23 protein-coding genes and 1 rRNA gene are annotated in these 25,899 nt (G+C 70.8%); 13 read left to right on the forward strand and 11 right to left on the reverse strand.

Annotated features, from left to right (window positions below):
• The first annotated feature begins 102 nt into the window (after positions 1-102).
• A 5S ribosomal RNA gene (gene rrf / locus MTES_RS10660) occupies positions 103-219 on the forward strand.
• 155 nt (positions 220-374) lie between these two features.
• Here rrf and MTES_RS19330 read toward each other — a convergent pair.
• Positions 375-1,343 (reverse strand): hypothetical protein, encoded by a 969-nt coding sequence (locus tag MTES_RS19330; protein ID WP_148272856.1) that lies wholly within the window; start codon positions 1,341-1,343, stop codon positions 375-377.
• Positions 1,344-1,349: 6 nt separating this feature from the next.
• Here MTES_RS19330 and MTES_RS10670 point away from each other — a divergent pair, with 6 nt between their 5' ends.
• The 10 genes from MTES_RS10670 to MTES_RS10715 all read left to right on the forward strand — a co-directional run bounded on the left by MTES_RS10670 (position 1,350) and on the right by MTES_RS10715 (position 11,850).
• A complete protein-coding gene (locus MTES_RS10670; RefSeq protein WP_013585262.1) occupies positions 1,350-2,117 on the forward strand; it encodes a hypothetical protein in 768 nt (255 codons plus the stop codon).
• A complete protein-coding gene (locus MTES_RS10675; protein ID WP_013585263.1) occupies positions 2,114-3,151 on the forward strand; it encodes an HAD-IIA family hydrolase in 1,038 nt (345 codons plus the stop codon). The genes MTES_RS10670 and MTES_RS10675 overlap by 4 nt, the downstream gene beginning before the upstream one ends.
• Positions 3,152-3,170: 19 nt before the next feature.
• Positions 3,171-3,341, forward strand: a complete 171-nt coding sequence (locus MTES_RS19665; RefSeq protein WP_013585264.1) for a hypothetical protein — start codon at positions 3,171-3,173, stop codon at positions 3,339-3,341.
• Positions 3,338-4,135, forward strand: a complete 798-nt coding sequence (locus MTES_RS10685; RefSeq protein WP_013585265.1) for a TlyA family RNA methyltransferase — start codon at positions 3,338-3,340, stop codon at positions 4,133-4,135. Before MTES_RS19665 ends, MTES_RS10685 begins: the two co-directional genes overlap by 4 nt.
• Complete coding sequence (locus MTES_RS10690; RefSeq protein ID WP_013585266.1) at positions 4,132-5,052, forward strand: NAD kinase; 921 nt, start codon at positions 4,132-4,134, stop codon at positions 5,050-5,052. Before MTES_RS10685 ends, MTES_RS10690 begins: the two co-directional genes overlap by 4 nt.
• Positions 5,049-6,746 carry a DNA repair protein RecN gene (gene recN, locus MTES_RS10695; protein ID WP_013585267.1) on the forward strand — a complete coding sequence of 566 codons (1,698 nt, stop codon included), beginning with the start codon at positions 5,049-5,051 and terminating at the stop codon, positions 6,744-6,746. The genes MTES_RS10690 and recN overlap by 4 nt, the downstream gene beginning before the upstream one ends.
• Positions 6,747-6,878: 132 nt before the next feature.
• Positions 6,879-8,579: a CTP synthase gene (locus tag MTES_RS10700; RefSeq protein ID WP_013585268.1), complete on the forward strand. Its 1,701-nt coding sequence runs from the start codon at positions 6,879-6,881 to the stop codon at positions 8,577-8,579.
• Between the two features lies 1 nt (position 8,580).
• The gene (locus tag MTES_RS10705) at positions 8,581-9,159 is read left to right on the forward strand and encodes an NUDIX domain-containing protein (RefSeq protein WP_013585269.1); all 579 of its coding nucleotides are present in this window, start codon (positions 8,581-8,583) and stop codon (positions 9,157-9,159) included.
• A 1-nt stretch (position 9,160) separates the two neighbouring features.
• A complete protein-coding gene (gene xerD, locus MTES_RS10710) occupies positions 9,161-10,090 on the forward strand; it encodes a site-specific tyrosine recombinase XerD (RefSeq protein ID WP_013585270.1) in 930 nt (309 codons plus the stop codon).
• Between the two features lie 119 nt (positions 10,091-10,209).
• Complete coding sequence (locus MTES_RS10715) at positions 10,210-11,850, forward strand: ABC-F family ATP-binding cassette domain-containing protein (protein ID WP_013585271.1); 1,641 nt, start codon at positions 10,210-10,212, stop codon at positions 11,848-11,850.
• A 102-nt stretch (positions 11,851-11,952) separates the two neighbouring features.
• Here the strand turns inward: MTES_RS10715 and MTES_RS10720 are convergent, their stop codons facing one another.
• The 4 genes from MTES_RS10720 to MTES_RS10735 form a co-directional block, all read right to left on the reverse strand.
• On the reverse strand, positions 11,953-12,297 hold the full coding sequence (locus MTES_RS10720; RefSeq protein WP_013585272.1) for a LysR family transcriptional regulator: 345 nt from the start codon (positions 12,295-12,297) through the stop codon (positions 11,953-11,955).
• Positions 12,298-12,476: 179 nt separating this feature from the next.
• Positions 12,477-14,027, reverse strand: a complete 1,551-nt coding sequence (locus MTES_RS10725) for a GMC family oxidoreductase (RefSeq protein WP_013585273.1) — start codon at positions 14,025-14,027, stop codon at positions 12,477-12,479.
• On the reverse strand, positions 14,024-15,418 hold the full coding sequence (locus tag MTES_RS10730) for an alpha/beta fold hydrolase (RefSeq protein WP_013585274.1): 1,395 nt from the start codon (positions 15,416-15,418) through the stop codon (positions 14,024-14,026). Before MTES_RS10730 ends, MTES_RS10725 begins: the two co-directional genes overlap by 4 nt.
• A 73-nt stretch (positions 15,419-15,491) precedes the next feature.
• Positions 15,492-16,394, reverse strand: coding sequence for an SDR family oxidoreductase (locus tag MTES_RS10735; protein WP_013585275.1), 903 nt, complete (start codon positions 16,392-16,394; stop codon positions 15,492-15,494).
• Positions 16,395-16,520: 126 nt separating this feature from the next.
• Here MTES_RS10735 and MTES_RS19335 point away from each other — a divergent pair, with 126 nt between their 5' ends.
• The gene (locus MTES_RS19335; protein WP_331437148.1) at positions 16,521-17,570 is read left to right on the forward strand and encodes a glycosyltransferase family 4 protein; all 1,050 of its coding nucleotides are present in this window, start codon (positions 16,521-16,523) and stop codon (positions 17,568-17,570) included.
• A gap of 3 nt (positions 17,571-17,573) precedes the next feature.
• Here MTES_RS19335 and MTES_RS10745 read toward each other — a convergent pair whose 3' ends face one another.
• The 3 genes from MTES_RS10745 to MTES_RS10755 all read right to left on the reverse strand — a co-directional run bounded on the left by MTES_RS10745 (position 17,574) and on the right by MTES_RS10755 (position 21,167).
• Positions 17,574-18,356: a hypothetical protein gene (locus MTES_RS10745; protein WP_013585278.1), complete on the reverse strand. Its 783-nt coding sequence runs from the start codon at positions 18,354-18,356 to the stop codon at positions 17,574-17,576.
• 29 nt (positions 18,357-18,385) lie between these two features.
• Positions 18,386-19,660, reverse strand: coding sequence for a glycosyltransferase family 4 protein (locus MTES_RS10750; protein WP_013585279.1), 1,275 nt, complete (start codon positions 19,658-19,660; stop codon positions 18,386-18,388).
• A gap of 64 nt (positions 19,661-19,724) precedes the next feature.
• Entirely contained in the window at positions 19,725-21,167 is a 1,443-nt protein-coding gene (locus tag MTES_RS10755; RefSeq protein ID WP_013585280.1) for an oligosaccharide flippase family protein, read from the reverse strand.
• A 128-nt stretch (positions 21,168-21,295) separates the two neighbouring features.
• On the opposite strand from MTES_RS10755, the gene MTES_RS10760 reads away from it, so the two are divergent.
• Positions 21,296-22,546: an O-antigen ligase family protein gene (locus MTES_RS10760; protein WP_013585281.1), complete on the forward strand. Its 1,251-nt coding sequence runs from the start codon at positions 21,296-21,298 to the stop codon at positions 22,544-22,546.
• Here MTES_RS10760 and MTES_RS18510 read toward each other — a convergent pair.
• From MTES_RS18510 to MTES_RS18515, 3 genes are read right to left on the reverse strand one after another with little or no spacing between them, the layout of a single operon-like run.
• The gene (locus MTES_RS18510) at positions 22,526-23,698 is read right to left on the reverse strand and encodes a nucleotidyltransferase family protein (protein ID WP_050901785.1); all 1,173 of its coding nucleotides are present in this window, start codon (positions 23,696-23,698) and stop codon (positions 22,526-22,528) included. The two genes, MTES_RS10760 and MTES_RS18510, sit on opposite strands and share 21 nt — an antisense overlap.
• Complete coding sequence (locus tag MTES_RS19555) at positions 23,685-24,569, reverse strand: hypothetical protein (RefSeq protein WP_013585283.1); 885 nt, start codon at positions 24,567-24,569, stop codon at positions 23,685-23,687. The genes MTES_RS18510 and MTES_RS19555 overlap by 14 nt, the downstream gene beginning before the upstream one ends.
• Complete coding sequence (locus tag MTES_RS18515; protein ID WP_013585284.1) at positions 24,566-25,780, reverse strand: glycosyltransferase family 4 protein; 1,215 nt, start codon at positions 25,778-25,780, stop codon at positions 24,566-24,568. Before MTES_RS18515 ends, MTES_RS19555 begins: the two co-directional genes overlap by 4 nt.
• Positions 25,781-25,899 lie beyond the last annotated feature (119 nt).

A 25,899-nucleotide genomic window follows, 5' to 3' on the forward strand; every position in this document is an offset into this window, starting at 1 on the left:
ACACCGTTTTTGGTGCTTGCGTCCACTGAGTGGTTCTCGATGTACGGTCGGGAACGCAACAATGAAAGTAATCGTTGTTGGTTTTTGAAACATCAATAGTGTTTCGGCGGCCATAGCGAGAGGGAAACGCCCGGTCACATTCCGAACCCGGAAGCTAAGCCTCTCAGCGCCGATGGTACTGCAGGGGGGACCCTGTGGGAGAGTAGGACACCGCCGGACTTCTTCTAACGAAATGGCCACCCAAAGCTGGGTGGCCATTTCGCATTTACGGGTAGTTTTTCCCGGGGAGGACAGTCATGTCGACGGACGACGCGAACGATCGCAAGGGCAAGGAAGGACGCTCGGGCGACCGCGCGTTCGGTCGCGGGCCGTCTTCAGGCGGAGCTCCGCGTGGGGACCGTCCCGCGCGCCGCGACGGGGATCGCCCGTTCCGTCGCGACAATGATGCGCGTCCGCCGCGCGATGGCGACCGTCCGTTCCGTCGCGACAACGACGGGCGTCCCCCTCGAGATGGCGATCGTCCTTTCCGTCGTGATGGTCAGGGCGCGGGGCGTCCCGCGCGTGATGGCGACCGTCCTTTCCGTCGCGACAACGATGCGCGTCCGCCGCGCGATGGCGACCGTCCTTTCCGTCGGGACAACGATGCGCGGCCCCCGCGGGATGGCGATCGTCCTTTCCGTCGCGACAACGATGCGCGTCCCGCGCGTGATGGCGACCGTCCTTTCCGCCGGGACAACGATGCGCGTCCGGCGCGGGATGGCGATCGTCCTTTCCGTCGGGACAACGATGCGCGGCCCCCGCGGGATGGCGATCGTCCTTTCCGTCGGGACAACGATGCGCGGCCCCCGCGGGATGGCGATCGTCCTTTCCGTCGCGACAACGACGGGCGTCCGCCGCGGGACGGTGATCGTCCTTTCCGTCGTGACGGCGAGCGTCCGTTCCGACGCGACAGTGATGGACGTCCGCCGCGCTCGAGTGACGGTCGGCCGCAACGCGACGGCGATCGTTCTTTCAACCGTGACTCTCGTGGCTCCGGTCGACCGTCCCGTGATGGCGACCGTCCATTCCGCCGTGACGGCGACGCCCCCGGGCGCCCGCGGCGTGACGGTGAGTCGCGCAGCTTCGGCGGGGGTGACCGTCGCCCCTCCGGCGACCGTCGGCCCGGTGCCGGCGCACCTCGCCGTTTCGACCGTGAGGACTCCCGCGCGACGCGACCGCCTCAGGATCGCCGCGAACGCGGCCCGGAGATTCCGGAAGAGGTCACCGCGTGGGACCTGCCGGGCGCTGCGCGCAATGAACTGAAGACGCTCAGCAAAGACAACGCCGAGAACGTCGCTCGACATCTCGCCATGGCAGCGCGTCTCATCGACGAGGACCCGGCTCTCGCACACCAGCACGCTCTCGCGGCCTCGCGCAGTGCCGGTCGCGTCGGTGTCGTGCGCGAGACCGTTGCCATCACGGCCTACGCGGTCGGCGACTTCGCCCTTGCGCTGCGCGAACTCCGTACGCACCGCCGCATCACCGGCTCCGACGAGCAGCTTCCTCTCATCGTCGACAGTGAGCGCGGGGTCGGCAGACCCGACCGCGCTCTCGAAGAAGGCCGCGCGGTCGATCGTGCGACCCTGTCGGTCCCGGTGCGCGTGCAGCTGGCGATCGCGATGTCGGGCGCGCGCCTCGATCTCGGCCAGACCGACCGTGCTCTTCAGGAACTCGAGATCCCCGAGGCCGATCCCGACCGGGCGTTCGAGTGGAGCCCCGCGCTGTTCTCCGCACGGGCGGCGGTCCTCGAAGAACTGGGCCGGCACGACGAGGCCGCGGAGTGGGAGCGCCGTGCGGAGATCGCCGCTGATGCTCTCGACGCCGCCTCCGGCGTCGCGGACCGCGAGGTCATCGTCGTCGAGGAGATCGACCTGATCGACGACGAGGGCGGTGTGGATGTGGCATCCGGAGTCATTCCCGTAGCCGACATCGACGGCGACCCGGCGGAGGCCGGCGAGTCGACCGTCGACGAGGTTCCGGCCGGTGAAGAGGTGAACGACGGCGCCGCGGTAGACGGCGTGGCTGCGGGAGAGAAGCCCGCCGAGGTCGACGACGACGCGTCCGAGGGCGAACGGTGATCTTCGGCCGTAGCAAGCAGGAGCCGACTCCGCTCGACGGCGTCGATGTCGTGCTCGCGGACCTCGACGGCGTCGTGTACGCCGGTCCGGGTGCGCTGCCGCACGCGGTAGACAGCCTCAACCGCGCCCAGAGCGAGGGCCGTCGGCTCGGATACATCACGAACAACGCCTCGCGGACGGACGCGACGGTCGCGGAGCACCTGTCGTCGCTCGGGCTGCGTGTCGCGGCCGACGACGTCGTGACGAGCCCGCAGGCGGCGATGCGCCTCATGCGCGATCTCGTGCCGGCGGGGTCGACACTGCTGGTCATCGGCGGCGAGGGGCTCGTCGTCGAGGTCGAGAAGGCCGGCTTCGTGGTCACCCGCAGCGCCGAGGACTCCCCGGCGGCCGTGGTGCAGGGCTTCGCGCCCGAGGTCGGATGGGCACAGCTGGCGGAGGCCGCTTACGCTCTCGCGACACCGGTGGAAGAGGGCGGCATCCCGTGGGTGGCGACGAACACGGACTGGACGATCCCGCAGGCGCGGGGGATCGCCCCGGGAAACGGCACCCTCGTGTCGGCGGTGCACACCGCGGTGGGGCGCCTGGCCACGATCGCGGGGAAGCCCGAACGCCCGATCTTCGATGAGGCCGTGACGCGGACCGGCGCCACGAAGCCGCTGTTCATCGGCGACCGGCTGGACACCGACATCCAGGGTGCCCGTGCGGCGGACATGGCGTCGTTGCTCGTTCTGACCGGTATCGATCGTCCGAAGCAGGTGCTCGCGGCGCCACCCTCGCAGCGCCCGGATTACATCGTCGCCGATCTTCGCGAGCTGTTCGAGCCGTACCCCGCGACGATCGTCAAGGGGGAACGGACACGTGTCGGTGACGCGGTCGTCGAGATCGACGGTGTGGACCTCCGGATCGTGTCCGAGGGCTCGCGGCAGATCGATCTCCTGCGGGCCGGGGCGGCCGCGATCTGGAACTCGGGTCGCGCGATCTTCGGCTTCCGCGTCCCCGAACAGCTCTACGCGGATCCCTTCCGCGTGCGGTGACGCCGGTAGCATGGCATCCATGTCGGACAGCCGAGAGAACGCCGCCGACCCCGAACTGATCAGCCGCCTTCGCATCATCGAAGAGCAGCCTCTGGACGCGCGGGCCGAGGCCTACGCGGCCGTGCACGACGAGCTGGCGCGACGACTCGAGTCCGGACCGACCGACCACGCATCATCGACGCACGCATGACGCGACTGGATGCCGAGCTCGCTGCTCGCGGCCTTGCCCGCTCGCGGTCGCACGCGACGCAACTGATCGCCGCCGGCGAGGTGAGCGTCAACGGGCGTGCGGTCGTCAAGGCATCCGCCCCCGTCGACACGGACAGCGTGATCGAGGTGGCGAGTCCGGATCATTACGTCAGCCGCGGGGCGCACAAACTACTCGCGGCGCTCGACGCCTTCGAGGTCGACGTCGCGGGGCGCGTCGCGCTGGACCTCGGCGCATCGACGGGCGGGTTCACACAGGTGCTCCGCGAGCGCGGTGCGCGGCCGGTGTTGGCGGTCGACGTCGGCCACGGGCAGTTGTCCACAGCCCTGGCGTCCGACCCCGACGTGGTGTCGGTCGAGGGGTATAACGTGCGGTTCATGACCGCCGCCTCCCTCGCGCACGCCACCGGCGTCGCCGAGCGACCCGCGATCGTCACCGGGGACCTCTCGTTCATCTCGCTCCACCACGTTCTGCCCGCGGTGGTGGAGACGGCCGCGCCCGACGCGGATGTCATCCTCCTCGTGAAACCGCAGTTCGAAGTGGGACGCACGGCCGTCAAGGGCGGACTCGTGACTGACCCGGCGCTCCGCGCGGACGCCGTTCACACGGTGCTCTGGGCCGCGTGGGATGCCGGTCTCAAGACCAGCGGCCTCATCTCGTCGCCCATCGTCGGGACCCACGGCAACCAGGAGTACGTCGCGTGGTTCTCAGCCGCTCACGGCACCGACCCCTCAGAATGGGAGAGCACCGTGACCCGACTGACCGGAAGCCGATGACCCCCAGCGATCGCCGAATCCTCCTCGTCGTCCACGCGCGCCGTGACGACACCGTCCAGGCTGCCGAGCGCATCATCTCGGCGGTGCTCACGGCGGGGGCGGTTCCCGTCGTCTCGGCGGAGGACCGTCCCGAACTCGCCGAGCGCCTTTCGCTCGAGGGTGTGGCGACGCTCGGCGCCGAGGTGGGCATCGACGAGGTCGAACTCGCCATCGTTCTCGGCGGCGACGGAACGATCCTGCGCGCGGCCGAGATGGTGCGGGGCAGCACCGCACCCATTCTGGGTATCAACATGGGCCACGTCGGTTTCCTCGCCGAGATCGAGCGCGACGACATGGACGATGCCGTGCGTCGCGTGATCGCCCGCGACTACACGGTCGAGGAGCGCCTGGCTCTGGCGGTCAAGATCCAGGATGCCGATGACCGCGTCATCTACGAGACCTGGGCCCTGAACGAGGCCACGGTCGAAAAGGCCAGCCGGGAACGCATGCTCGAAGTCGTCATGGCGGTCGATGGACGCCCTCTGTCGTCGTTCGGCTGCGACGGAGTGGTCATCGCGACCCCCACCGGCTCGACCGCCTACAACTTCTCCGCGGGTGGCCCGGTCGTCTGGCCGACCGTCGAGGCCATCGCCGTGGTTCCCCTTTCCGCGCACGCGCTGTTCGCGCGGCCCCTCGTCGTGGGCCCGGATGCCAGCGTCGCGGTCGAGGTCCTCGAGCGCACGAGCGGGAGTGGCATCCTGTGGTGCGATGGTCGACGCTCGCACGATCTACCGCCGGGAGCCCGGGTCGTCGTGCGTCGGTCGTCGCGGCCCGTGCGTCTGGCTCGGCTGCATCCCGCGGCCTTCACGGAGCGTCTCGTCCGCAAGTTCCGTCTCCCCGTCACGGGCTGGCGCGGCACCGCCGGAGGCGTCTCATGATCGAAGAGATGCGTCTTCGCGACCTCGGCGTCATCGCCGACGCGACACTGCCCATCGGGCGGGGTTTCACCGCGATCACGGGGGAGACCGGCGCCGGTAAGACCATGGTCGTCACCGGGCTGGGGCTTCTGCTGGGCCAGCGCGCCGACTCCGGTGCGGTGCGCAAGGGCGCGGCGCAGGCGGCGGTCGAGGGCGTCTGGCTCGTCCCCGAGGACGGCACGGTCGCGGGGCGCGTGCGGGAGGCCGGCGGTGACGTCGAGCCCGTCGGTGGCGGATCCGCCGAGCTTTACCTCGGACGGACGGTCTCCAGCGAAGGGCGCGGACGCGCCACGGTGGGGGGACGCACCGCTCCGGCCGGCGTCCTCGCCGACCTGGCCGACGATCTCGTCGTCGTCCACGGGCAGTCCGATCAGCTCCGGCTGAAGTCGGCGTCCGCGCAGCGCGACGCGCTCGACCGCTTCGGCGGGGAGGTCGTCACGGCGGCCCGAGAGGCGTACCGCGCGGCGTGGGACGCGTGGCGGACGCTCGACGCCGAGCTGACCACGCTCACCGCCGACCGAGACGAGCGTGCCCGTGAGGCCGAGCAGTTGCGGGCGGCGATCGCCGAGATCGAGGCTGCCGCCCCCGTCCCGGGAGAGGACGAGGAGCTCGCCCGCCGTGCGGAGCGCCTCGCCAACGCCGAGGAGCTGCGGCTGGCCGCGGTCACCGCCCACGCCGCACTGTCGAACGAGGACGGCACACCCGACGTGATCACCCTGCTCGCCGAGGCGCGTCGCGCCCTCGAGCGCATCGCCGGGAGCGACGACGCCCTCGCCGCGATCGGGGAACAGGTCGCCGACCTCGGATACCGAGCCACCGACGCGTCCGTCGCGCTGTCGGGTTACCTCGCCGACCTCGACGAGTCGGGCCCCCACGAGCTGGCCGCCGTCGACGAGCGGCGCGCCGTCCTCGCTGGACTCACCCGCGCACACGGATCCGTGGATGCCGCCCTCGCCCTGCTCGAGACCGGCTCGGCGCGTCTCGTCGAACTCGACGACGACGGCGACCGCTTGCAGCGTCTGGAGACGCAGCGCGATGACGCGGCGGCCGAGCTCGACGTCGCTGCCGAGAGACTCACCGCGGCCAGGCGCGAGGCGGCGGAGCGCCTGGGCGCCGCCGTCACGGAGGAGCTTCACGCGCTCGCCTTGCCCGATGCCCGCCTGACGGTCGACGTGGCGCCCGCGGCACCGGCGGGTCATGGTCGTGACGAGGTGTCGATCCTCCTCGCACCGCACCCCGGCGCCGACCCGCGTCCCGTGTCGCGGGGTGCTTCGGGCGGCGAGCTCAGCCGCGTCATGCTCGCGATCGAGGTGGTGATCGCCGGGGTCGACCCGGTCCCCACGTTCGTCTTCGACGAGGTCGACGCCGGGATCGGCGGTGCGGCCGCGATCGAGGTCGGACGTCGTCTCGCGCGCCTCGCCGAGTCGTCCCAGGTGATCGCCGTCACCCACCTCGCGCAGGTGGCCGCGTTCGCCGGCAACCACCTCACGGTGGTCAAGGGCAACGACGGTGCGGTCACGGCATCCAGCGTCCGTCGGCTCGAGGGAGCGGAGCGCGAGGCCGAGATGGCGCGCCTGCTCTCCGGGTTGAGCGACTCGGATGCCGCGCTGACGCACGCGCGCGAACTGCTCGAGACCGGGCGCAGCGCGGGCTGATCTCAGCGATCGACCCGCGATCGTCACGACGCCGTGACACGGATGTCGGAGGTCGATGCCAGACTGCCGGACGAGGCGGAGAGGATCCGCGAGCCCACCGGACAGATGCGACTGATAGGATCGAAGCCCGTGATGCAGACTTCGGACGCGGCGGGAAATTCAGACGACAAGACCTTCACGACGAAGCACATCTTCGTCACCGGAGGCGTGGTGTCCTCCCTGGGTAAGGGCCTGACGGCGGCAAGCCTCGGCAACCTCCTCACGGCTCGCGGCCTGCGTGTGGTCATGCAGAAGCTCGACCCGTATCTGAACGTCGACCCGGGAACGATGAACCCGTTCCAGCACGGCGAGGTCTTCGTGACCGACGACGGCGCCGAGACCGACCTCGACATCGGGCACTACGAGCGCTTCCTCGACATCGAGCTGAGCCAGGCAGCCAACGTCACCACGGGTCAGATCTACTCGCAGGTCATCGCGCGCGAGCGTCGCGGCGAGTACCTCGGCGACACCGTGCAGGTGATCCCGCACATCACGGACGAGATCAAGCGCCGCATGCGCCTGCAGGCGAGCGAGACCCCGCAGCCCGACGTGATCATCACCGAGATCGGCGGCACCGTCGGCGACATCGAGTCGCAGCCGTTCATCGAGTCGGCGCGTCAGATCCGCCACGAGCTGGGGCGCAAGAACGTCTTCTTCGTGCACGTGTCGCTCGTGCCGTTCATGGGTGCTTCCGGCGAGCAGAAGACCAAGCCCACGCAGCACTCCGTGGCGACGCTGCGCTCCATCGGCATCCAGCCCGACGCCCTCGTGCTGCGCAGCGACCGGCCCGTCACCGAGTCGAACAAGCGCAAGATCGCGCTCATGTGCGACGTCGACGAGGACGCCGTCGTCAACGCGATCGACGTGCCGAGCATCTACGACATCCCCACGATGATGCACGACCAGGGTCTCGACGCGTACATCGTCGACGCGCTCGACATCGACAAGGCGGCGGACGTCGACTGGTCGCGCTGGCAGCGCGTGCTGCAGGCGGTGCACAACCCCAAGCACGAGGTCACGATCGGCCTGGTCGGCAAGTACATCGACCTCCCCGACGCGTATCTCTCGGTCACCGAGGCGATCAAGGCGGGTGGCTTCGGGCAGGAGACCCACGTGAAGATCACGTGGATCCCCTCCGACCTGTGCGAGACGCCCGAGGGTGCCGAGAAGGCGCTCGCGGCGGTCGACGGCATCATCGTGCCCGGCGGCTTCGGCATCCGCGGTATCGAGGGCAAGCTCGGCGCGCTGCGGTTCGCGCGCGAGCAGGGCATCCCGACGCTCGGGATCTGCCTCGGCCTGCAGTGCATGGTCATCGAGTACGCGCGGACCGTCGCGGGCCTCGAGGGCGCCTCGTCGAGCGAGTTCGACCCCGACACCACGCACCCCGTCGTGGCGACGATGGCCGAGCAGGTCGACATCCTCGAGAGCGGCGACCTGGGCGGCACGATGCGGCTGGGCCTGTACCCCGCCGATCTCGCCGAGGGCTCGCTCGCGGCCGAGCTGTACGGCGCGAATCGCATTTCCGAGCGCCACCGTCACCGCTACGAGGTGAACAACGCCTACCGCGAGCAGTTGAGCGACGCGGGTCTCGTCTTCTCGGGGCTGAACCCCGACCTCGACCTGGTCGAGTTCGTGGAGCTGCCGCGCGACGTGCACCCGTACTACATCGCCACGCAGGCGCACCCCGAGCTGCGTTCGCGTCCGACCGAGCCGCACCCGCTCTTCCGCGGGCTCGTCGGCGCGGCGCTCGAGCGTCACCGTTCGAGCGAGCTGTTCGACGTCGAGGAGGACTGACATGGATGAGCTGCGCGACGAGCGGGTGGACCTCGAGATTCTCTCGACAGATCTCGTCTACGAGGGCGCCGTGTGGAACGTGCGCAGCGACACCGTGCGGTACGGCGACGGCGAGATGACCCGCCAGTACGTCGAGCACCCGGGGGCCGCGGCCGTCGTGGCGATCGACGACGACGAGCGCGTCGTGCTCATCCAGCAGTACCGCCACCCGATCAAGGAACGCGACTGGGAGATCCCGGCGGGTCTGCTCGACGTCGCCGGTGAACCACCGCTCGAGACGGCGAAGCGTGAGCTGACCGAAGAGGTCGACCTCGAAGCGGACCGCTGGCAGCACCTGATCTCGATGCACACCACGCCCGGCGGCAACGACGAGGTCGTGCACGTCTTCCTCGCCCGCGGCCTGCGGTCGGTCGAGACCGACTACGAGCGCGAGCACGAGGAGTCCGACATGCGGGTCGAGCGCGTGCCGCTCGCCGACGTGATCGACGGTGTGCTCGCGGGGCGCCTGCGTAACGGCATCCTGGCCACCGGCGCTCTCGCCGCGGCCGAGGTGCTGCGCCGCGAGGCCACCTCGGCCTGACGTGGAGCTCGAGCGCGCTGTCGAGGGGTACCTCCGGCACGTCGCGCTCGAGCGCGGGCTCTCGGACCATACCGTCGCCGCCTACCGGCGCGACCTCGCGGTGTACATCGAGTGGCTGCGCGGTCGAGGGGTGGATGCGATCGAGACGGTGACGCCCGCGCTCATCGCCGACTTCGCCGCCGAACGGGCGTCGGCCGAACCCCCGCCCGCGTCCTCCTCGCTCGCACGGCTGCAGTCTTCGGTGCGGGGACTGCATCGTTTCCTCGTCCTCGAGGGACGAGTCGATGACGACCCGAGCGGACGCCTGCGCCCCCCGAAAGCCCCACGGCGCCTGCCGAAGGCGCTGACCATCGGCCAGGTGAACGAGCTTCTGGATGCCGCGGGGCCTGCCCCCGGCTCGTCCGACGCCTCGGTGGCCGAGCCCGCCGCGGTGCGCGACCGTGCGTTGCTCGAACTGTTGTACGCGACCGGCGCGCGGGTGTCGGAGATCGTCCAGCTCGACGTCGACGACACCGTGCACGGCGACCTGCTGCGTGTACGCGGCAAGGGCGACAAAGAGCGCGTGGTGCCCGTGGGCTCGTACGCCCGCGCCGCGATCGAGGCCTATCTCACCCGGGTACGCCCGGCCCTCGCGGCCAAGGGGCGAGCCACGCCGAGGTTGTTCCTCGGGGTCCGCGGTGCTCCTCTCTCGCGCCAGAGCGCGTGGCTGATCATCCAGGCCGCAGCCGAACGCGCGAGCCTCACCGCCCACGTCTCGCCGCACACGCTGCGCCACTCCTTCGCGACCCATCTCCTGCAGGGCGGAGCCGACGTCCGCGTCGTGCAGGAGCTCCTGGGGCACGCGTCGGTCGCGACGACCCAGATCTACACGCACGTCACCGTCGACGCGTTGCGCGACGTCTACGCGGGCGCTCATCCGCGGGCGCGGTGAGCGCGCGGCATCCGGTCCCATCGACAGGCTCAAGGACCTCGACGTCGCGCGGATGCACGGCACTCGGGATGACGATCTCGGGGCTCGGGTGCCGGACGGCGTCCTGAGAGACTAGGAGGATGACCGCCACCCTCGTCGCGCAGAACCTCACCGGGGGCCACGGGCACCGCACGCTTTTCGGAGGCATCGACCTCACGGTCGCGCCCGGAGATGTCATCGGCGTCGTCGGGGCGAACGGCGCGGGGAAGTCCACGCTGTTGCGTCTGCTCGCCGGCGTCGACGAGCCGCAGGGCGGGTCGATCAGTCTCGCTCCCGCCGACGCGTTCGTCGGCTGGTTGCCGCAGGAGCACGAGCGTGTCGCGGGCGAGACCGTCGCCGCGTACATCGCGCGCCGCACCGGCGCGGCCGAGGCGACACGGGAGATGGATGCCACGGCGGCGGCGCTGAGCGACCCCACGGCCGTGGGAGCCGACGACGCCTACGCCACCGCCCTCGAGCGCTGGCTCGCGAGCGGTGCCGCCGACCTCGACGAGCGGATGCCGCAGGTCCTGGCCGACCTCGGACTGGACGTGGGACCGGATGCCGAGATGACGGGGCTGTCGGGCGGTCAGGCGGCCCGCGTGGGTCTGGCGGCGCTCCTGCTGTCGCGCTTCGACATCGCCCTGCTCGACGAGCCGACGAACGACCTCGACCTCGACGGGCTCGAGCGCCTCGAGACGTTCGTGAGGGGGCTGCGCGGGGGAGTGGTGCTCGTGAGCCATGACCGCGAGTTCCTCGCCCGGTCGGTCACTCGAGTGCTCGAGCTCGACCTCGCGCAGAACGCGCACCGCGTCTACGGCGGCGGGTATGACGCCTATCTCGAAGAGCGGGCGACGCTGCGTCGCCAGGCGCGCGAGAAGTACGAGGAGTACGCCGACACGAAGGCCGATCTCGTCTCGCGCGCGCGGACCCAGCGGGAGTGGTCGAGCCAGGGCGTGCGCAACGCGATGAAGAAGTCGCCCGACAACGACAAGATCCGCCGCAAGGCCGCGACGGAGTCGAGCGAGAAGCAGGCGCAGAAGGTCCGCCAGATGGAGAGCCGCATCGCGCGGCTCGAAGAGGTCGAAGAGCCCCGCAAAGAGTGGCAGCTCGAGTTCACCATCGGCTCGGCGCCGCGATCGAGCTCGGTTGTGTCGACACTCTCGAGCGCCGTGTTCCGCCAGGGCGACTTCACCCTCGGCCCCGTCTCGCTCCAGGTGAACGCGGGGGAGCGGATCGGCATCACCGGGCCGAACGGTGCCGGAAAATCGACGCTGCTGCGCGGCATCCTGGGGCGTCAGACGCCGGATGGCGGGACGGCGAGCCTGGGCGCGAGCGTCGAGATCGGTGAGATCGACCAGGCCCGCTCGCTGCTGGTGGGGGAGCGGCCGCTCGCCGAGACGTTCGAGGGCTTCGTGCCCGAGATGAACGCCGGCGAGGTGCGGACGCTGCTCGCCAAGTTCGGGCTGAAGGCCGACCACGTGACGCGTCCGGTCGACGGCCTGTCACCGGGAGAGCGCACGCGCGCGGGACTCGCTCTCCTCCAGGCGCGCGGCGTCAACGTGCTCGTGCTCGACGAGCCGACCAACCACCTCGACCTGCCCGCCATCGAGCAGCTCGAGCAGGCGCTGGAGTCCTACACCGGCACGCTGCTGCTTGTCACGCACGACCGGCGGATGCTCGCGGCTGTGCAGACCGACCGGCGGTGGCGCGTCGAGGCGGGTGTCGTGACCGAGCTGTAGCGCGAGCGCGATACGGCGCGAGAAACGCCGATCCTGTCGAGACACGCGGCAGCGCAGCGAGTCTCGACAGGATGAGCGTTTATCGGGGGACGGGCGCGCGGGTCAGCGGCCCTGGCGCTTCTTGTAGGGCTTGGGCTGGCCCTTCACGATCGGGGCGCGGCCCTTGCCCTTCGACGCCTTCGCCTTGCCGCCGCCGGGTGCCTTCTGCTTCGGCGCGGGCGGCGGGGCGTCGGCGATGCGGTGATGCGCCTCCTCGAGCAGCAGACGCCCCGCGGGGGTGAGCTGCGTGGGCGGGGTGCGGGAGATCAACGACTGCCCCACCTCTTCCTCGAGCTTGTCGATGGTCGTGTAGAGGGATGCGAGGGGGATGCCGAGCTGCTCGGCCGAGCGCGGGAAGTGCAGCTCCTCGGCGAGGACGGCGAACCGGCGGAGATGCTCGAGCTTCATGGCATCCATTCTCCCGTGCCGGGCTGGCGACCGTGGCAGGCAGGCGGGCGGCCCGTGCCCGGATCACACGATCGTGACGAGATCGCGCGGCCCGGCAGTCTCGGTGCGTGCGACCTCGCACCGATCGTATGATCTCGGCGGCCCCGAGCACTGCGCCGCGCGGGCGGGAGGGGCGCGGGTCAGGCCGCCGACGCGAGGAAGCGGTCCGCGGTGCGCAGCGACAGCGCCATGATCGTCAGGGCGGGATTCGCGGCGATGGCCGAGGGGAAGACGGAGTTGTCGCTGATCCACAGGTTGGGGATCTCGTGCGAGCGGCCGTCGGCATCCACGACGCCGTCGGACGGGTCCACCGACATCCGGCACGTGCCGATCGTGTGAGCGGTGCGGGCCAACACCATCGTCTCGCGGGCGCCGGCGGCCTCCATCACCCGCAGCATGAACGCCGTCGCGTGCCGATCGATCGCCTTCTCGTTCGCTCCCGCGGTGAAGCTCACCCGGGCGCGAGGGATGCCGAACTCGTCGAGCTCGTCGACCAGCTCGAGCCGGTTGTCGTCCGACGGCAGACACTCGGCGTTGATGCCGATGCCCGCCATGAACCGCGACTGCTCGAGTCGCTGCATGAGCTCGGGACCCCAGAGGCCACCACCGCGAACGAGCGTCGTCGAGAAGGTCAGGGGCATGACGCCCAGGCTCTGCACGAGATAGCCACCGGCGAAATCGGCGTCGGCGGGCCGCATCATGTCCTCGCTGATGAGCGAGGAGGGGTATCCACGGTGGCCGCGGACGGGTTCGTCGAACCGCCCCCACACCTGGGTCGCACCGTGGGCGAGGAAGTTGCGGCCGACCTGACCGTTGGCGTTCGCCAGGCCGGTGTGCAGCAGCAGGCGCGGCGTCTCGACTCCGCCGCCCGCGAGCACGAGCGAACGACACCGCTGGCGTACATCGACGCCGTTCCGGCGGTAGACGACAGCGGCGACATGGCCGCGCGCGTCGAGTTCGATCGCGTGGACCATCGCCTCGGCGCGGATCTCGGCGCCGGCGGCGACCGCCGCAGGCAGGTAGGTGTTGGCGGTGGAGGCCTTGGCATCCGTCCGGCATCCCTGGTGGCACTCGCCGCAGTTGACGCACGCCCCGCGCTCGCCGTGGTGATCTTGCAGGCGCGCGCGGGTGAGAACGGCGGCGGGCGCATCGGCCCAGCGGATACCGAGGGCGTCGCAGCCCTTCGCCACGAGGTTCGCGGGCGCGTTGCGCTTCGCGGGCGCATAGGCGTAGCGACGCGAGGGGTCCCACGGGTAGGGGGTGGGCCCCGAGACGCCGATGTCACCCTCGACCCGCTCGACGTAGGCCAGCAGCTCGTCGGGGTCGACGGGCCAGTCGCGGCCCTCGCCCGTCTCGGTACGCAGCGCGAGGTCGCGGCGGTCGGGACGCGGGGTGAACGCGCCCCAGTGCAGCATCGACCCGCCCACGCCGCGTCCGCTGTTGTTGGGCCCGAAGGCGGTGGGGTCGTCGCCGCCGCTGAGTCGCTCCGACATCCAGTTGATCTCGACGGCCTCGGTCTCATCGGGGGTGAGGTCGTCGAGCGCGAAGTGGCGCCCGGCCTCGATCGCGACGACGCTCAGGCCCTTCTTCGCGAGCTCGGCCGTCAGGGGCGCGCCGCCCGCGCCGGTTCCCACGACGACCACATCGACGGTCTCGTCGGTGCCGAACGTGCGCATGGTCTCGATGTTCATGCCGCGTCTCCCGCCGCTACGGTGCCGCCGACGCCGGCGGGCTCCCAGTCTTCGCGTCTCCCGAGACGCAGTTCCACGAACCCGCGGATCGGGCTGCCGCCGGTGGCGAACCCGTCGTATCCGAGGCGCGCCATGCTCGCCGGGTGCGCCAACCACTGGCGTACGAGGTCGTTGCGGGCGTCCTCGAGCCACAGCTTCAGTCGAGCAGCGTCGAGGGGGCCTTCGGCATCCGTCCGCCCCTCGACCGCGGCACGCAGCACGTCCTCACGCGCCACCGGGTCGGTCGGCCAGCTCGCGGAGAGGGTGTCGAGTCCCGCGCGGTACGCCTCGGGGTCGGGAGGCAGGTCGGCGTTGCGCCACCCGTCGCCCTCGCCGCGCGCGAGCTGCGCGTCGACGCGCGCGGCGATGTCGATCGCGAGACCGTCCTGCGGCACGACGAGGTCGGCGATCTCGCGCAGCAGCGTCAGCTGCGCGAGATCGAGCACCTGGGGGGCGTACCCCCGGTCGTCGGGAACGGCCCGGAGATTCAGGATGCCGCGCACCCGGGCATCCACCCGGTCCCCGGCGATGAGAGCGGCCCAATCGTCGGGAACGACCGGCCCGATGAGGACCTCGTCCGCCACGAAGCGCGCGATCGCCTCGGAGGTCTCGGGAGCACGTTCGAGGGGGATCATGTGGCCCGTGTCGTCGAGCGAGACGAAGCGCGCGCGGGGGTACACCGGGGCCAGCAGGCCCGGCTGAGCCGCGGCGCCGAGGTCGGCGTCCTCCGTGCCCGCCAGGACGAGGACGGGCAGGTCGAGGGTTCCGACCTCCGCCGAGGCGTCGACACGGCTGCCGGTCTCGAGCCACGCGCGCCACGCGGCGGGGGAGGTGCGTCGCAGATCCGTCAGGGCTTTCTCGTGGGCGCCGGGATCGAGCGGTTCCGCGGTGTTCTGATCGATGAAGGTCTCGGCATCCTGCTCCGAGATCGACCCCTCGGCCACCCACGACAGCATGCGCTCACGGCGCTCCTCGTCCATCGGCTCGGGCCGCGGGGGCGAGGGCGCCATGAGCACCATGCCGGCGAGACCCACGAGCGGAGCGTCTCCGCGGAGGACCCGGGATGCCACGAGCCCCGCGACCTTCCCGCCCATGCTGTGGCCGCCGAGCATCCAGCGTCCGCGCGCGTGGGCCGCGAGATGTGCGAGGACGTGGTCCACCGTCGTCTCGAGCGAGGAGTCGCGCGCCTCGGCGAGGGAGCCGAAACCCGGGAGATCGATGCCCTCGACGCGCACCCGACCGGCGAGATGCTCCGCGACCCGGTCGAAGGACCCGGCGCTCGCGCCGAGCGCGTGGAGGAGGAACAGGGTGACGGGCTCCCCGCCCGAGGCGGTGGGGTTGTCGGTGAGCATGTCTTCACGCTCGCGCACGTCGGGTGCCGGAACGGGTCGCTTGCGCGGCGACCCGTTATACGCAAGGGCGGCGTTACGGCGTGACCATGCCGCCGTTCACGTTCAGCGTCTCGCCCGAGACATAGCTCGACTCCGCGGACGCGAGGAAGACGAACGCGGGCGCGATCTCGGCCGGCTGGCCCGCGCGCTGGTACGTGCTCTCGTCGTCGAAGTGCTCCATCTGATCGTCGGAGACGCCCTGGCTGACCTGGAGCGCCGACCAGGTGGGACCGGGAGCGACGACGTTGACCCGGATGCCACGCGGTGCGAGCTGCTGAGCCAACCCCTTCGAGAGGTTGTTGATGGCCGCCTTCGTTGCGGCGTAGTCCAGCCGGTCGGGGGCGGGGACGTAGGCCTCGAGCGACGCGGTGTTGATGATCGTTCCGCCCTCGGGCAGATGCGCGAGCGCGGCCTTCGTGATCCAGAACGGTGCGAAGACGTTCGTTCGGAACGTCTGCTCGAACTGCTCGTCGGAGAGGTCGTCGACCTTTTCGACCATCACCTGCTTACCCGCGTTGTTGACGAGGATGTCGAGACCGCCCAGCGCGTCGGCGGCGCGGGCGACGAGGTCGCGGCAGGCGTCCGGATCGGTGATGTCGGTGGCGATCGAGACGCCGGTCCGGCCGGCATCCCGGATCTGGGCGAGCACGTGATCGGCGTCGCGCTGTTCCGCGGGGAGGTGGACGATCGCGACGTCGGCGCCCTCTCGCGCGAACGCGATCGCGACCGCGCCGCCGATCCCGGAGTCGCCGCCGGTGATGAGCGCCTTGCGTCCCCGGAGGCGGCCGAGACCCCGGTAGGACTTCTCACCCAGGTCGGGAACGGGGGTCATGTCGGCCTGCACGCCGGGCTCGGGCTGGTGCTGGATCGGCGGCTCGACGCGGGAGTAGCGGGTGACGGGGTTGTCGAAAGTCAGCTGGTCGTCTTCGGAGGTCATGGAGCGACGCTAAGCAGCGGAGACCTCGCGGCGCATGGCCTTGACGGCCGGCAGGTGGTGCTTCACCCGCACGCCTCGATCGCTCGGCCGAACCACCATGCCACGTGTCGTCTCTACCCTCTCGGGGTGAGTCGTCTCCCTCTGCGTCGCGTCCTGCATGTCGTAGACCGCGTGACGGGTGGTGTTCCCGTCGCGGTGCGCACCTACATCCGGCATTCGCCCGAGGGGTACCGGCACACCATCGCCTCCCCGTTCGTGGACGGCGTCCCCGCTCCCGTCTGGGGCGAACTCGAGGCCGACCACCTGGACTGGGACACGTCGACACCGGCGCGCGCAGCGCAGAGTCTGCGGCGTCTGCGTCGTCGGCATCCGCTCGACGTGGTCCACGCGCACTCGAGCTTTCCCGGAGCCTACGTGCGCACGCTGCGGTGGCCCTCGGGCGTGCGCGTCGTCTACACCCCCCACTGCTTCGCGTTCTCCCGCACCGATGTGGGTGTCGGAAAGCGCGCGCTCTTCCGTGGGATCGAAGCGGCCCTCGCGGGGCGGGCGATCGTGGCGGCCTGCGGTGCGGGCGAACGCCGGCAGGCCGTGGCGGTGGGAGTGCCCGAGGGGCGGAGCCTCGTCATCCCGAATGTGGCGTCCTGGGAGCGGACGGGAGAACCGCTCGCGCTGTCACTCCAGGGAATCGACGGCCGGCTCCGGATCGGGATGCTGGGGCGTTGGGCCGCGCAGAAGGACCCGGACTACTTTCTCCGGTGCGTCGACGACCTGCGCCGGGCACTTCCGTCGATCCACGTCGCGCCGACCTGGATCGGCGACGGCGAGACGGCGGCACCACAGGACATCCGCGTCACGGGCTGGTTGTCGAGCACCGGCGTGCGCGCGGAGCTCCGCGCCCTCGATCTCTACCTCCACACCGCCGCGTGGGAGGGGTTTCCGATCGCGCTTCTCGACGCGCACGCGACCGGACTGCCGATCCTGGCGCGGGCGATCCCCGCGCTCGCCTGTCTCCCGCCGGCCCTGACGATCGAGGAAGGGATGCCGAGCCTCGTCGCGGCGATCGAGAACGGACGGTTCCCGGAATGGCGTGCCTCGAACCGCGGGGAATGGGCGCGCTACCTGGGACCGCGGGACGCCGCCGCTCAGCGGCGCGCGCTCGCCGAAGCCTGGGCCTGACGACTACTCGTACGCCAGCTCGCGGGCGATCGCGCGCGGGTCGGTGCTCTGCCCGTACCCGTGCTTCGCGCGGACGGTCCGTGTCCGCACCCAGGCGCCCACCCGCATCTTCCACAGCTTCCACGGGATGCGTTCGAGCGGCGCGATGAGCGTGGTCAGTGGCAGCCGCGCCCCCCACTTCCGGCGCATGTAACGGTGGCCCTCGGCGTAGCCGCCGCCGAGCGAGGTGATCGGCTTCGCGTGATGGACGATGTTCAGCGGGAGCGCGTACGACGAACGTCCCTCGTCCTTCCCCATCTGCACGAGGTCGACGCCGTACAGGTGGAAGCCCGGCAACGCGGTGTCGACGAGTGACAGATCGCCGGCGCGGAGGACGAGCAGGCACTCGTCGAGGCAGTCGACGGGCCGGGGCCCATCGATCACCGTTCCCACCACCATTCCGCGGTCGGTGCTCCAGACGGTCCCGTGCGTGCGCTGGCGCGCGTCGCGTCCGATGGCGCCGGCGACGGCCCACCGCGGGTCGACGGCGTCGAGAGCGGTGAGGCGGTCGGCGAGCACTCGGAAGAACCCCCGGGGGAAGTACACGTCCTGATGCGCGTACACCACGAACGCGGTCGCGGCGTCTCGAAGGGCGGCCTCGATGACGAGAGAAGCGGACGCCGCGTCGGCGACGGTCCGCAGCGGGACCGTCCCCTCGACGATGTCGGGGGATGCCGCGAGGCACCGCTCGAGAGTGACCGGCTCGTTCACGGGGGACACGACGGAGAAGTCCTGCGGGGTGTACATGGGAGAAGAAGAAGCTCCAGGGTGAGGGGTCAGATCGAGGGAGGCTGCGGGGATCCGGCTCGCGGGGGCCCTGCTCGCAGGGACTCGAGAACGTCGTGAAGGCGCGCGCGGAAGCGTTCTTCGGAGAACTCCTCGCCCGCCCATTTGCGCGCGGCCGCCCCGACGCGTCTCGCGGCGGCTGGATCGGATGCCGCGGAGAGGACGCCCGCTGCGAAGTCGTTCGCCGTGTCGGCCGCCCGCCAGACCAGCTCCGGGTCGGCGGTGATCCCCTCGAGGCCGACCTGCGTCGAGACCACCGGGAGCCCCCACAGCATCGCGACGACGGTCTTGAACTTCACTCCCGCGCCCTGTTGCACCGGGACGACGGCAAGGTCCGCCCGGCGGTACACGGCATCCAGGCTGTCCATGTAGCCGGTGACGGTGACGCTCGAGTCGGAGGCGGCGATCTCGAGAAGGGCGGGCGAGGGGTCCGCGCCCGCGAGTGTCAGGCGAGCGTCGGGTCGCGCGGCGCGCACGGTCGGCCACACCTCGCGGCAGAGCCACTCGGCCGCCTGCGCGTTGTCGGTGCGGCGGAACCACCCGACGAAGAGCACGTCGAAGCCCGGCGACGGCTCGATGTCGTCCGGCTCGAGCTCGCCCGGCTCGTCGTCGACGTGCGCTCCCGTCGCCAGGGGAGGGCGAAGCACGGCGATCCGGGTCGAGGCAGGGGCGAGGGTCTCCGCCTTCTGCGCGTCTTTCTCGCTGAACACGACCGCGACATCCACGGAGGCGATCGCGCGGCGCTCCGCGCGGCGCACCAGGCGCAGTTTGGCCGCGCGCCCGACCCGGACGGGCACCGAGCCTCCGCCCGAGCGCACCTGGCGCTCGATCTGCTGCGTCATGACGTCGTGCAGGACGAGGAGTCGCCGCACATCGCGGGGGGCGTGACCGCCGGCGAGACGAGTGAGGTCGCCCGCCTGGGTCCAGTGGAACTCGAGGACGTCCGCACGCGCGAGGGCTGAGCGGACGGCGGCGTCGCGCGCGAACGCGCTGCGCTCGCGGCGGGAGAGCCGAGCGGGGGACAGGCGCCGACGGAGGCCTTCGATCTTCCCGGGGGTGTCGACCTCCTCGTTTCCGTACAGAAGGGCGGCGCCTCCGTCCCCTCCCGCGGTGACGGCGCGCCGGTTCTCGGCGGTGTTCGGCGCGATGAACGTCACGGAATGCCCGAGTTCCGTCAACGCCCGCGCGTGTCGCAGTGCGTACTCGCCGCCCGCGTGCGGGATGCCGTCGTACGGAACGGTCCGCGTCACACTGACGATGTGCATCGTGTCCCCCTCATGGTCGTTCGATGGTTGCTCAGGTCCGGGGACGAGCCGATACCGACCGGGATCAGCGCGACCGGATGAACCCGCGGATGAGCGCGATGTCCGATTTCGCGAAAAGGGCGCACGCGATCACGACGACGAGACCCCAGGAGCCCGTGATCGCCATCAGCCGGGGGAAGGCCTCCCATGACGTGAGGAGCCAGGAATCGAGGCCGCGCGCGGCGGCGAAGGAGAGGCCGAAGACGAGCAGGGCGGGTCCTGCCGCGCGCGCGAGGGCCCAGCCCGACACCCCGGCGCGCGGGAGGAACACGAGCGTCGCACTCAGCCAGACGGCGAGATGGCCGACGGCGATGGCCGAGGCCACCCACATCGGGCCACGGGTGGCGCAGACGATAGACAGCGCGATCATGAGCGACCGGCCGACGCCCTCCGATCCCAGGAGCAGGCCGGGGCGACCCGTCGCCAGGAATGCCCAGTACGCGACGTACCCCAGGGTCTGGAAAACGGCGCCCACCGCGAGGATGGTCACATCGTCGGCGGCCGGGGTCCAATCCGAGCCGAGCACCACGTGGATCGCGGGTGCAGCGGCGGCAGCCAGAAGGCTCAGGTAGGCGAGCACCGGGTAGCAGAGCACGATCTGGAAGCGGCTGAGGCGGCGCTGGATCTCGGCGGGACCGCCGGCATCGACGAGGGTGGGGATCACGATCCGGGTCAACGGACTCGCCACCTGCTCGAGAGGCAAATTCACCAGCTGATTCGCCCGGCTGAAGAGGCCCAGGACGGTGCTCCCCGACGCCGCGCCGACCGCCATGGTCCCGATGTTGGACGACGCGTAGTTGACGAGGTGCACCGCGAACGTGTTGCCCCCGAACGCCAGCAGAGAACGCAGGGGGACATCTCGACGAGGCCGCCGAGGACACCAGGGGGACGCCGTCACCGCTGCGATCAGCGTGATCGCGGCGGCCACCCCGCCCTGGAGCGTCAGCCCCAGCACGCCGTACCCGCACAACGCCAGGACGGCCGCGGTCACGAGACCGATGGCATCCCCCACGACTTCCACGAGGGCCAGCGCGCTCAGCCGGCCCGCGCGATTCAGCTCGACGCGGTACTGCACGCTCGCGGAACGCAGCGCGAAGGCGGGCGCCAGCAGCGCCATCACGGGAGCCAGTCGTTCATCGCCGAAGGCCGCGCTCACGGGAACCGCGGCGGCGACGACGAGCAGGGATGCCACGGCCCCGATGAGGGTGTTGATCCAGAACAGCATGTCGCGCTGATCCACCGACAGGGTCGGCGCGCGAAGGGCGGCCAGGCTCAACCCGAAGTCCCCGAGAACCGCCGCGAAGCCCGACAGTGCGAGGCCGAGCGCCACGAGGCCGAAGTCCCCGGGATCGATCAGACGGGCGAGGATCACGATCCCGCCGACCTGAAGACCGTACTTGCCCCACTGGGCGCCGAGGAGAGCGATCGCCCCGCGTCGCCTGGGCGCGGTCGAATCGAGTGTGGACAAGCGCTCTCTCCTTCGGTTGTAGCGTGACGCCGGTGAGCAGGCTAATGAGCGACCGAGGCCGGTCCGCCCGCAGGGCGGCACCGCGGAGCGGGCGAGAGGACCATCCCGTTCGTCGCCGGTTCGCCGTCGTGCTGTTGCTGCTGGCCTCTCTCGCAGAACCCGTCGTCGAGACGTTGACGACCGACCGCTCGCACTACGTCGAGGGAGCGATCACCGCCCCGCGGCCGTTGGTCGAAGCCGCGACGGCGCTGTCGAACGCCGTCATCCCGGTCGTCGCGCTCTCGGCGCTTCTCCTGGTGCTGTTGTGGTCGAAGGTGAATGGGACGGCGCTGGTGATCTGTGCGCTGCCGTCGCTGACGATGGCGGCGAACGAGTTCGTGCACGGACGCACGGTCGGCCCGTCGCTGTTCCTGCCCGCCCTCGCGGGTGGGCTACTGGTGACGTTGAGGGTGAAACTGAGCGATCTCGTGGTCCTCGGTCACGCCGGCGGGCTCGTGGCATCCCTCTCTCTGTGGGGGTTCGCCTTCGAGCCCTCGATGGTGCTGATGTCGGCCGGGCTCGCCCACGCCGACAAGTCCCTCACCGGTGCTCCCCTGCTCGCGGGGATCTTCTCGCACTCGAACACCCTCGGGCTGTTCCTCGTCGTATCTCTCCCGTTCGTCTTCCTCGAGAGGCGATTCTGGATCCGGTGGCCGATCGTCGTCGTCATCGCCGTCGCGCTGGTCCTGTCGTCCGCCCGTACCGCTCTCTTCGGAGCCGGCGTCGTGCTCGTGGCCGTCGCGCTGGGATGGCTTCTCCCCCGGATCGCATTCCGGGTGGTGGCCGTGGCGGGGCTTCTCGTCCTGTCCGCGCTGGTGGTGCACACGCCCTTCTCGGAGCATGACCCGGCGGCCTACACGTTCCGTGGGGAGATCTGGATCTTCAACATCGCTCAGCTGTCGGGGCACATGCTCTTCGGACGAGGCGCGTGGTACTACTCCGACAACTACGGCGTCTTGAAGGAGGCGCTCTCGAGTGCCGCCAGCCACGCGCACAACGGGCTCTTGACCACACTGATGGTGGGCGGCCTGGTGACCCTCGGCGCCGTGCTGGTCGTGATCTTCTTCGCGTGGCGCGGCGCAGACCGGGCGCCGGCGCGCCGCGAAATGATCGTCGGGGTCGCCTCCCTCACGGGGCTGCTCGCGGTGAGCATCACCGAGACCACGCTGCGGTTCGCCGGGTGGGGCCCGCTTTCGGCGAGTCTGCTGGTGCCGCTCTTCGTGTACGTGGCGGCCGCCGTGACGCCGCCGACGCCTCTGCCAGCCGAGCGGCTCATCGACGGAGCGGTCGTTCCGCTGACCCGCAGGTCTGCCCGCGCGTCAGCCGCCCCGACGAGATGACCGCACCCACTCACCGATTCCGCGGACAAGACGCCGGAGGCGCGCGCGGAGCACGTCATCCGTCGGCTCGCCCGCGCGGCGAGCGGACTCGATCGTGACGTCGGCGGGCGGCCACAGCAGTCGGAGGAGCAGACGCATGCGCGCCGTCGGTCGCTGCTCGCGCAGGGCCGAGAAGTAGGCGCGGACGCGGCTCGATTCAGCACGCCACGCCCAGTCGCGCGGGGACCCGCCAGGGAGGGGAGCAACGGTCCCCGCCGGGGCGAGGAGCTCGATCTCGGCCTCGAGGGCCGGGAATGCGCCGAGACGTCGAACGGCCTCGAGGGACTGAGGCGCTCGCCGGAGCAGGTCGGCGGAGGCCTCGATGGATCGCGCGGTGCGGGGGCCCCGGCCGATCTCGGGTCGTGCCGCGTGCAGAGCGGCGATGACCGCGTGCGGGGCAGGCGCGGGGAAGACGACCGGGACGCCGGCGTGGATCTCGGTCACGGTGTCGGAGAACACCGCGTCGAACGCGGCGAGATCGTCGAGCGTCATGCCCGGGATACGGCGGTGCACGTCGATCTCGCACCCCCAGTCACCCGGGACGAGCGTGGCGGAATGGTTCACGGGCGTGCCGAACCAGGGGTCCGGTTCACGCCGCCACCCGTACGGCTCGAGCGCGACGATGAGATCCTCCCAGCGCCGCGGGTCGCACCACACGTCGACGTCTCCGGAGTGATCGCGGTCGCGGATGCCCTGTCGGTGCAACGCCGGTCCTTTCACGAAGACGCACCGGATGCCATGCTCTCGCGCGACGTTCGCCACCACCGCGTACACCAGCTCGTGGGAGGGGGAGGACAGCACCGGACGGTGCAGGGTGCGCACTCTCGAGGGATGCGAGGAGAGAGGAGAGACAAGCTCCATGTGCTCCAGGTCGTCCACGATCTGGAGATCGGTCGCCGAGAGCGAGGCCGTCGGGACCGGAGGCTCGCTGATCAGACGTCGCCAGACGCGCGCCCCCTCGCCTTTCAGACCGAGGGGTGACGATGCGTGGAGGGGAACCAGGACGATCTCCACCCCGCCCGCGAACACGGTGGTTCCCGTCGTGTCGAGGGCGGCGACGGCGATCGGGATCCGATGCGCGGGTGTGGGAGACCGCGTGTCAGAGGAGCTCATAGCGGGGAAGAGCGGGTTCTCGCCGCCGCGCCACGGCGAGGAGCGACCGGAGGATGCCCAGGACGTGCGGACGGATCGGCGCGGCGGCGAAGGGGACGAGCGGGAGACGCGCGACGAGTGCCAGGAGCACGAGCGCCTCCGCCAGGCGGGGACGGCATCCCGTCGCCACGAGATACGTGCGCGCCGAGTAGGCGATCGCGGGAAGCACGCGGGCGATGTGCCGCCCGGTGGTCGTCGACTTGTCGTGGGTGATACCGACGTCGACGGACGCGGGCGTCGAGCCGCCGCGCGCGAGGTGCGCACGGACGAAGTACGCATCCTCGAAGCAGAAGACGAAACGGTCGTCGAGACCGCCGAGATCCGACCAGACGGCATGGGAGATCGCGACGGCGCTGAAGGATTTGTACGTCGGGGCTCCGGGGCCGGCGGAGAAGCGCTTCCGGCGACGGCGGAGCCGCGCGAGTACCGCTTCGAAGAGGGAGAGGGATTCGAAGACGCCGCGTCGCCCGGGAATGGGACGCGCTGGTTCCGGATCGAAAAGGAGGATGTCTGAGGCGGCTTCGACGATTGCGGCGCGGATGCGGGCCGGCGACGTCTCGTCCAACAGAAGATCGTCGTTCAGGAGGATGACCCAGTCCCAGGCGTCGATAGTCGCCATCGCCGCGGTGAGGGAGCGGGCGAAGCCGGAATTCGCCCGGCTGTCGATGACACGCGCCCCGACCGACGGGGGAGAAGCGACGACAGAGGCCGCATTCGCCACGACGCGGACGTCGACGCCGTGCGCGCTCAGCCCCGCGATCCAGGGGCCGGCCGCGGCGATCCGTGCGCCGCTGATGGTGGGGATCAGAGCGACGATGTGCGGCGCGGTCACAGCGAGGGCTGCCGGTCGTAGAGCTCGAGATGGGCATCGACGACGCTCGGCCACGCCCAGCGGGGATGGACGTGCGATCGTGCACGGGAGCGCAGCCCGTCGATGTCCGGCAGGTTCAGCGCGTCGACGACCGCCTCGGCGATGTCTCTCGGCGACGCGCTGCGCGCGATGAAATGCGGGGACAGGTCGCGGACGACCTCGGGATTCGCGCCGATCGGGGTGACGACGACCACCGTTCCGCACGCGAGCGCTTCCGCGGTCGCGAGTCCGAAACCCTCCAACGCCACCGTCGGGGTGATGGCGAGGTCCGCCCGTCGGTATGCGTCGCGCAGATCCTCCTCGGAGATGCGTCCGAGAAGGCGGACACGCTCGGAGAGGCCGAGTTCTCGCACGCGGTCGGCGATCGCGGCTCCGAGCGGCCCCGAACCGGCGATCTCCAAGCGCGCACCCGGGATGCGCGCGAGGATCGCCGGCATCGCTTCCACGAGTCGGTCGACCCCGGTCCGCTCGACGAGACGCCGCGCGGTGAACAGCGTGATCTCGGTATCCGCCGGCGCGTGAGAGACAGCCGCCGGCGTCGCCGCGGGGCTGAACCAGGTCGTGTCCAGTCCTCCGGGAATCAGCGCCACGCGCTCGCCGGCCGCACGGTCGAGCGTCGCGACCTCCGCCCGGACGAACTCGCTGAGCGTGACGAGCGCGTGCGCTCGCCGCAGGACATGGCGCTCGGCCGCGCGAAGGCCCTGCACCGCCGCGTTGTGAAGAGGTCGAGGTAGCGCGTAGGAGCCACGCCGTTCCGACAGCAGCTCACGGTAGACGGGCGCGTGGCAGGTGTAGACGAAAGACGTACGGCGGAGCGCCGGCCCCAGCATGGGGACGGGGAAGTGGCCGTGCAGGACGACGCGGCGGCCCGCCCCGTCTCGTACCGCGAGCGATACCTGTGCGCGGACGCCGCGCGAGATGTCGAACGGGTAGCGGGCGGCGAAGAGGGGGTCGCTCTTGGCGGGTGGCGAGTATCTCCGCACGCGGACACCGTCTTCTCCGCGCTCGTGGTCGGGCTGCTCCGCGGCGGTGCGTTTGGTCACCACGGTCACGGATCCGCCGACCGCGACGAGGCCGCGCGAGAGCTCACGCACGTATCTCTCGAGGCCGCCGAGCTTGTCGGGCGCGACGGCGTTGGTCACCATGACGACGTGAGGGGCGATCGCGTTCACGCGTGGGGCTCTCGATGCGCGACCGCGTGGGCCCGCGTGCGCGGGCGTCGGACGGAACAACGGGGGGAGACGGAGCGCTCGGGCGCGGCAGCGGTCATCCCTCGACTATCGCTCTCGAC

The sequence above is a fragment of the Microbacterium testaceum StLB037 genome (genome assembly GCF_000202635.1).
Taxonomy (GTDB): Bacteria; Actinomycetota; Actinomycetes; order Actinomycetales; family Microbacteriaceae; genus Microbacterium; species Microbacterium testaceum_F.

What these genes read in the sequence shown, in the direction of transcription:
- MTES_RS19330 (WP_148272856.1), bottom strand. Translation starts at nt 1,343, where the DNA reads ATGTCGAGCGACGTTCTCGGCGTTGTCTTTGCTGAGCGTCTTCAGTTC.
- MTES_RS10670 (WP_013585262.1), top strand. Translation starts at nt 1,350, where the DNA reads ATGGCAGCGCGTCTCATCGACGAGGACCCGGCTCTCGCACACCAGCAC.
- MTES_RS19665 (WP_013585264.1), top strand. Translation starts at nt 3,171, where the DNA reads ATGTCGGACAGCCGAGAGAACGCCGCCGACCCCGAACTGATCAGCCGC.
- MTES_RS10685 (WP_013585265.1), top strand. Translation starts at nt 3,338, where the DNA reads ATGACGCGACTGGATGCCGAGCTCGCTGCTCGCGGCCTTGCCCGCTCG.
- MTES_RS10690 (WP_013585266.1), top strand. Translation starts at nt 4,132, where the DNA reads ATGACCCCCAGCGATCGCCGAATCCTCCTCGTCGTCCACGCGCGCCGT.
- recN (WP_013585267.1), top strand. Translation starts at nt 5,049, where the DNA reads ATGATCGAAGAGATGCGTCTTCGCGACCTCGGCGTCATCGCCGACGCG.
- MTES_RS10700 (WP_013585268.1), top strand. Translation starts at nt 6,879, where the DNA reads ATGCAGACTTCGGACGCGGCGGGAAATTCAGACGACAAGACCTTCACG.
- MTES_RS10705 (WP_013585269.1), top strand. Translation starts at nt 8,581, where the DNA reads ATGGATGAGCTGCGCGACGAGCGGGTGGACCTCGAGATTCTCTCGACA.
- MTES_RS10715 (WP_013585271.1), top strand. Translation starts at nt 10,210, where the DNA reads ATGACCGCCACCCTCGTCGCGCAGAACCTCACCGGGGGCCACGGGCAC.
- MTES_RS10720 (WP_013585272.1), bottom strand. Translation starts at nt 12,297, where the DNA reads ATGAAGCTCGAGCATCTCCGCCGGTTCGCCGTCCTCGCCGAGGAGCTG.
- MTES_RS10725 (WP_013585273.1), bottom strand. Translation starts at nt 14,027, where the DNA reads ATGAACATCGAGACCATGCGCACGTTCGGCACCGACGAGACCGTCGAT.
- MTES_RS10730 (WP_013585274.1), bottom strand. Translation starts at nt 15,418, where the DNA reads ATGCTCACCGACAACCCCACCGCCTCGGGCGGGGAGCCCGTCACCCTG.
- MTES_RS10735 (WP_013585275.1), bottom strand. Translation starts at nt 16,394, where the DNA reads ATGACCTCCGAAGACGACCAGCTGACTTTCGACAACCCCGTCACCCGC.
- MTES_RS10745 (WP_013585278.1), bottom strand. Translation starts at nt 18,356, where the DNA reads ATGTACACCCCGCAGGACTTCTCCGTCGTGTCCCCCGTGAACGAGCCG.
- MTES_RS10750 (WP_013585279.1), bottom strand. Translation starts at nt 19,660, where the DNA reads ATGCACATCGTCAGTGTGACGCGGACCGTTCCGTACGACGGCATCCCG.
- MTES_RS18510 (WP_050901785.1), bottom strand. Translation starts at nt 23,698, where the DNA reads ATGAGCTCCTCTGACACGCGGTCTCCCACACCCGCGCATCGGATCCCG.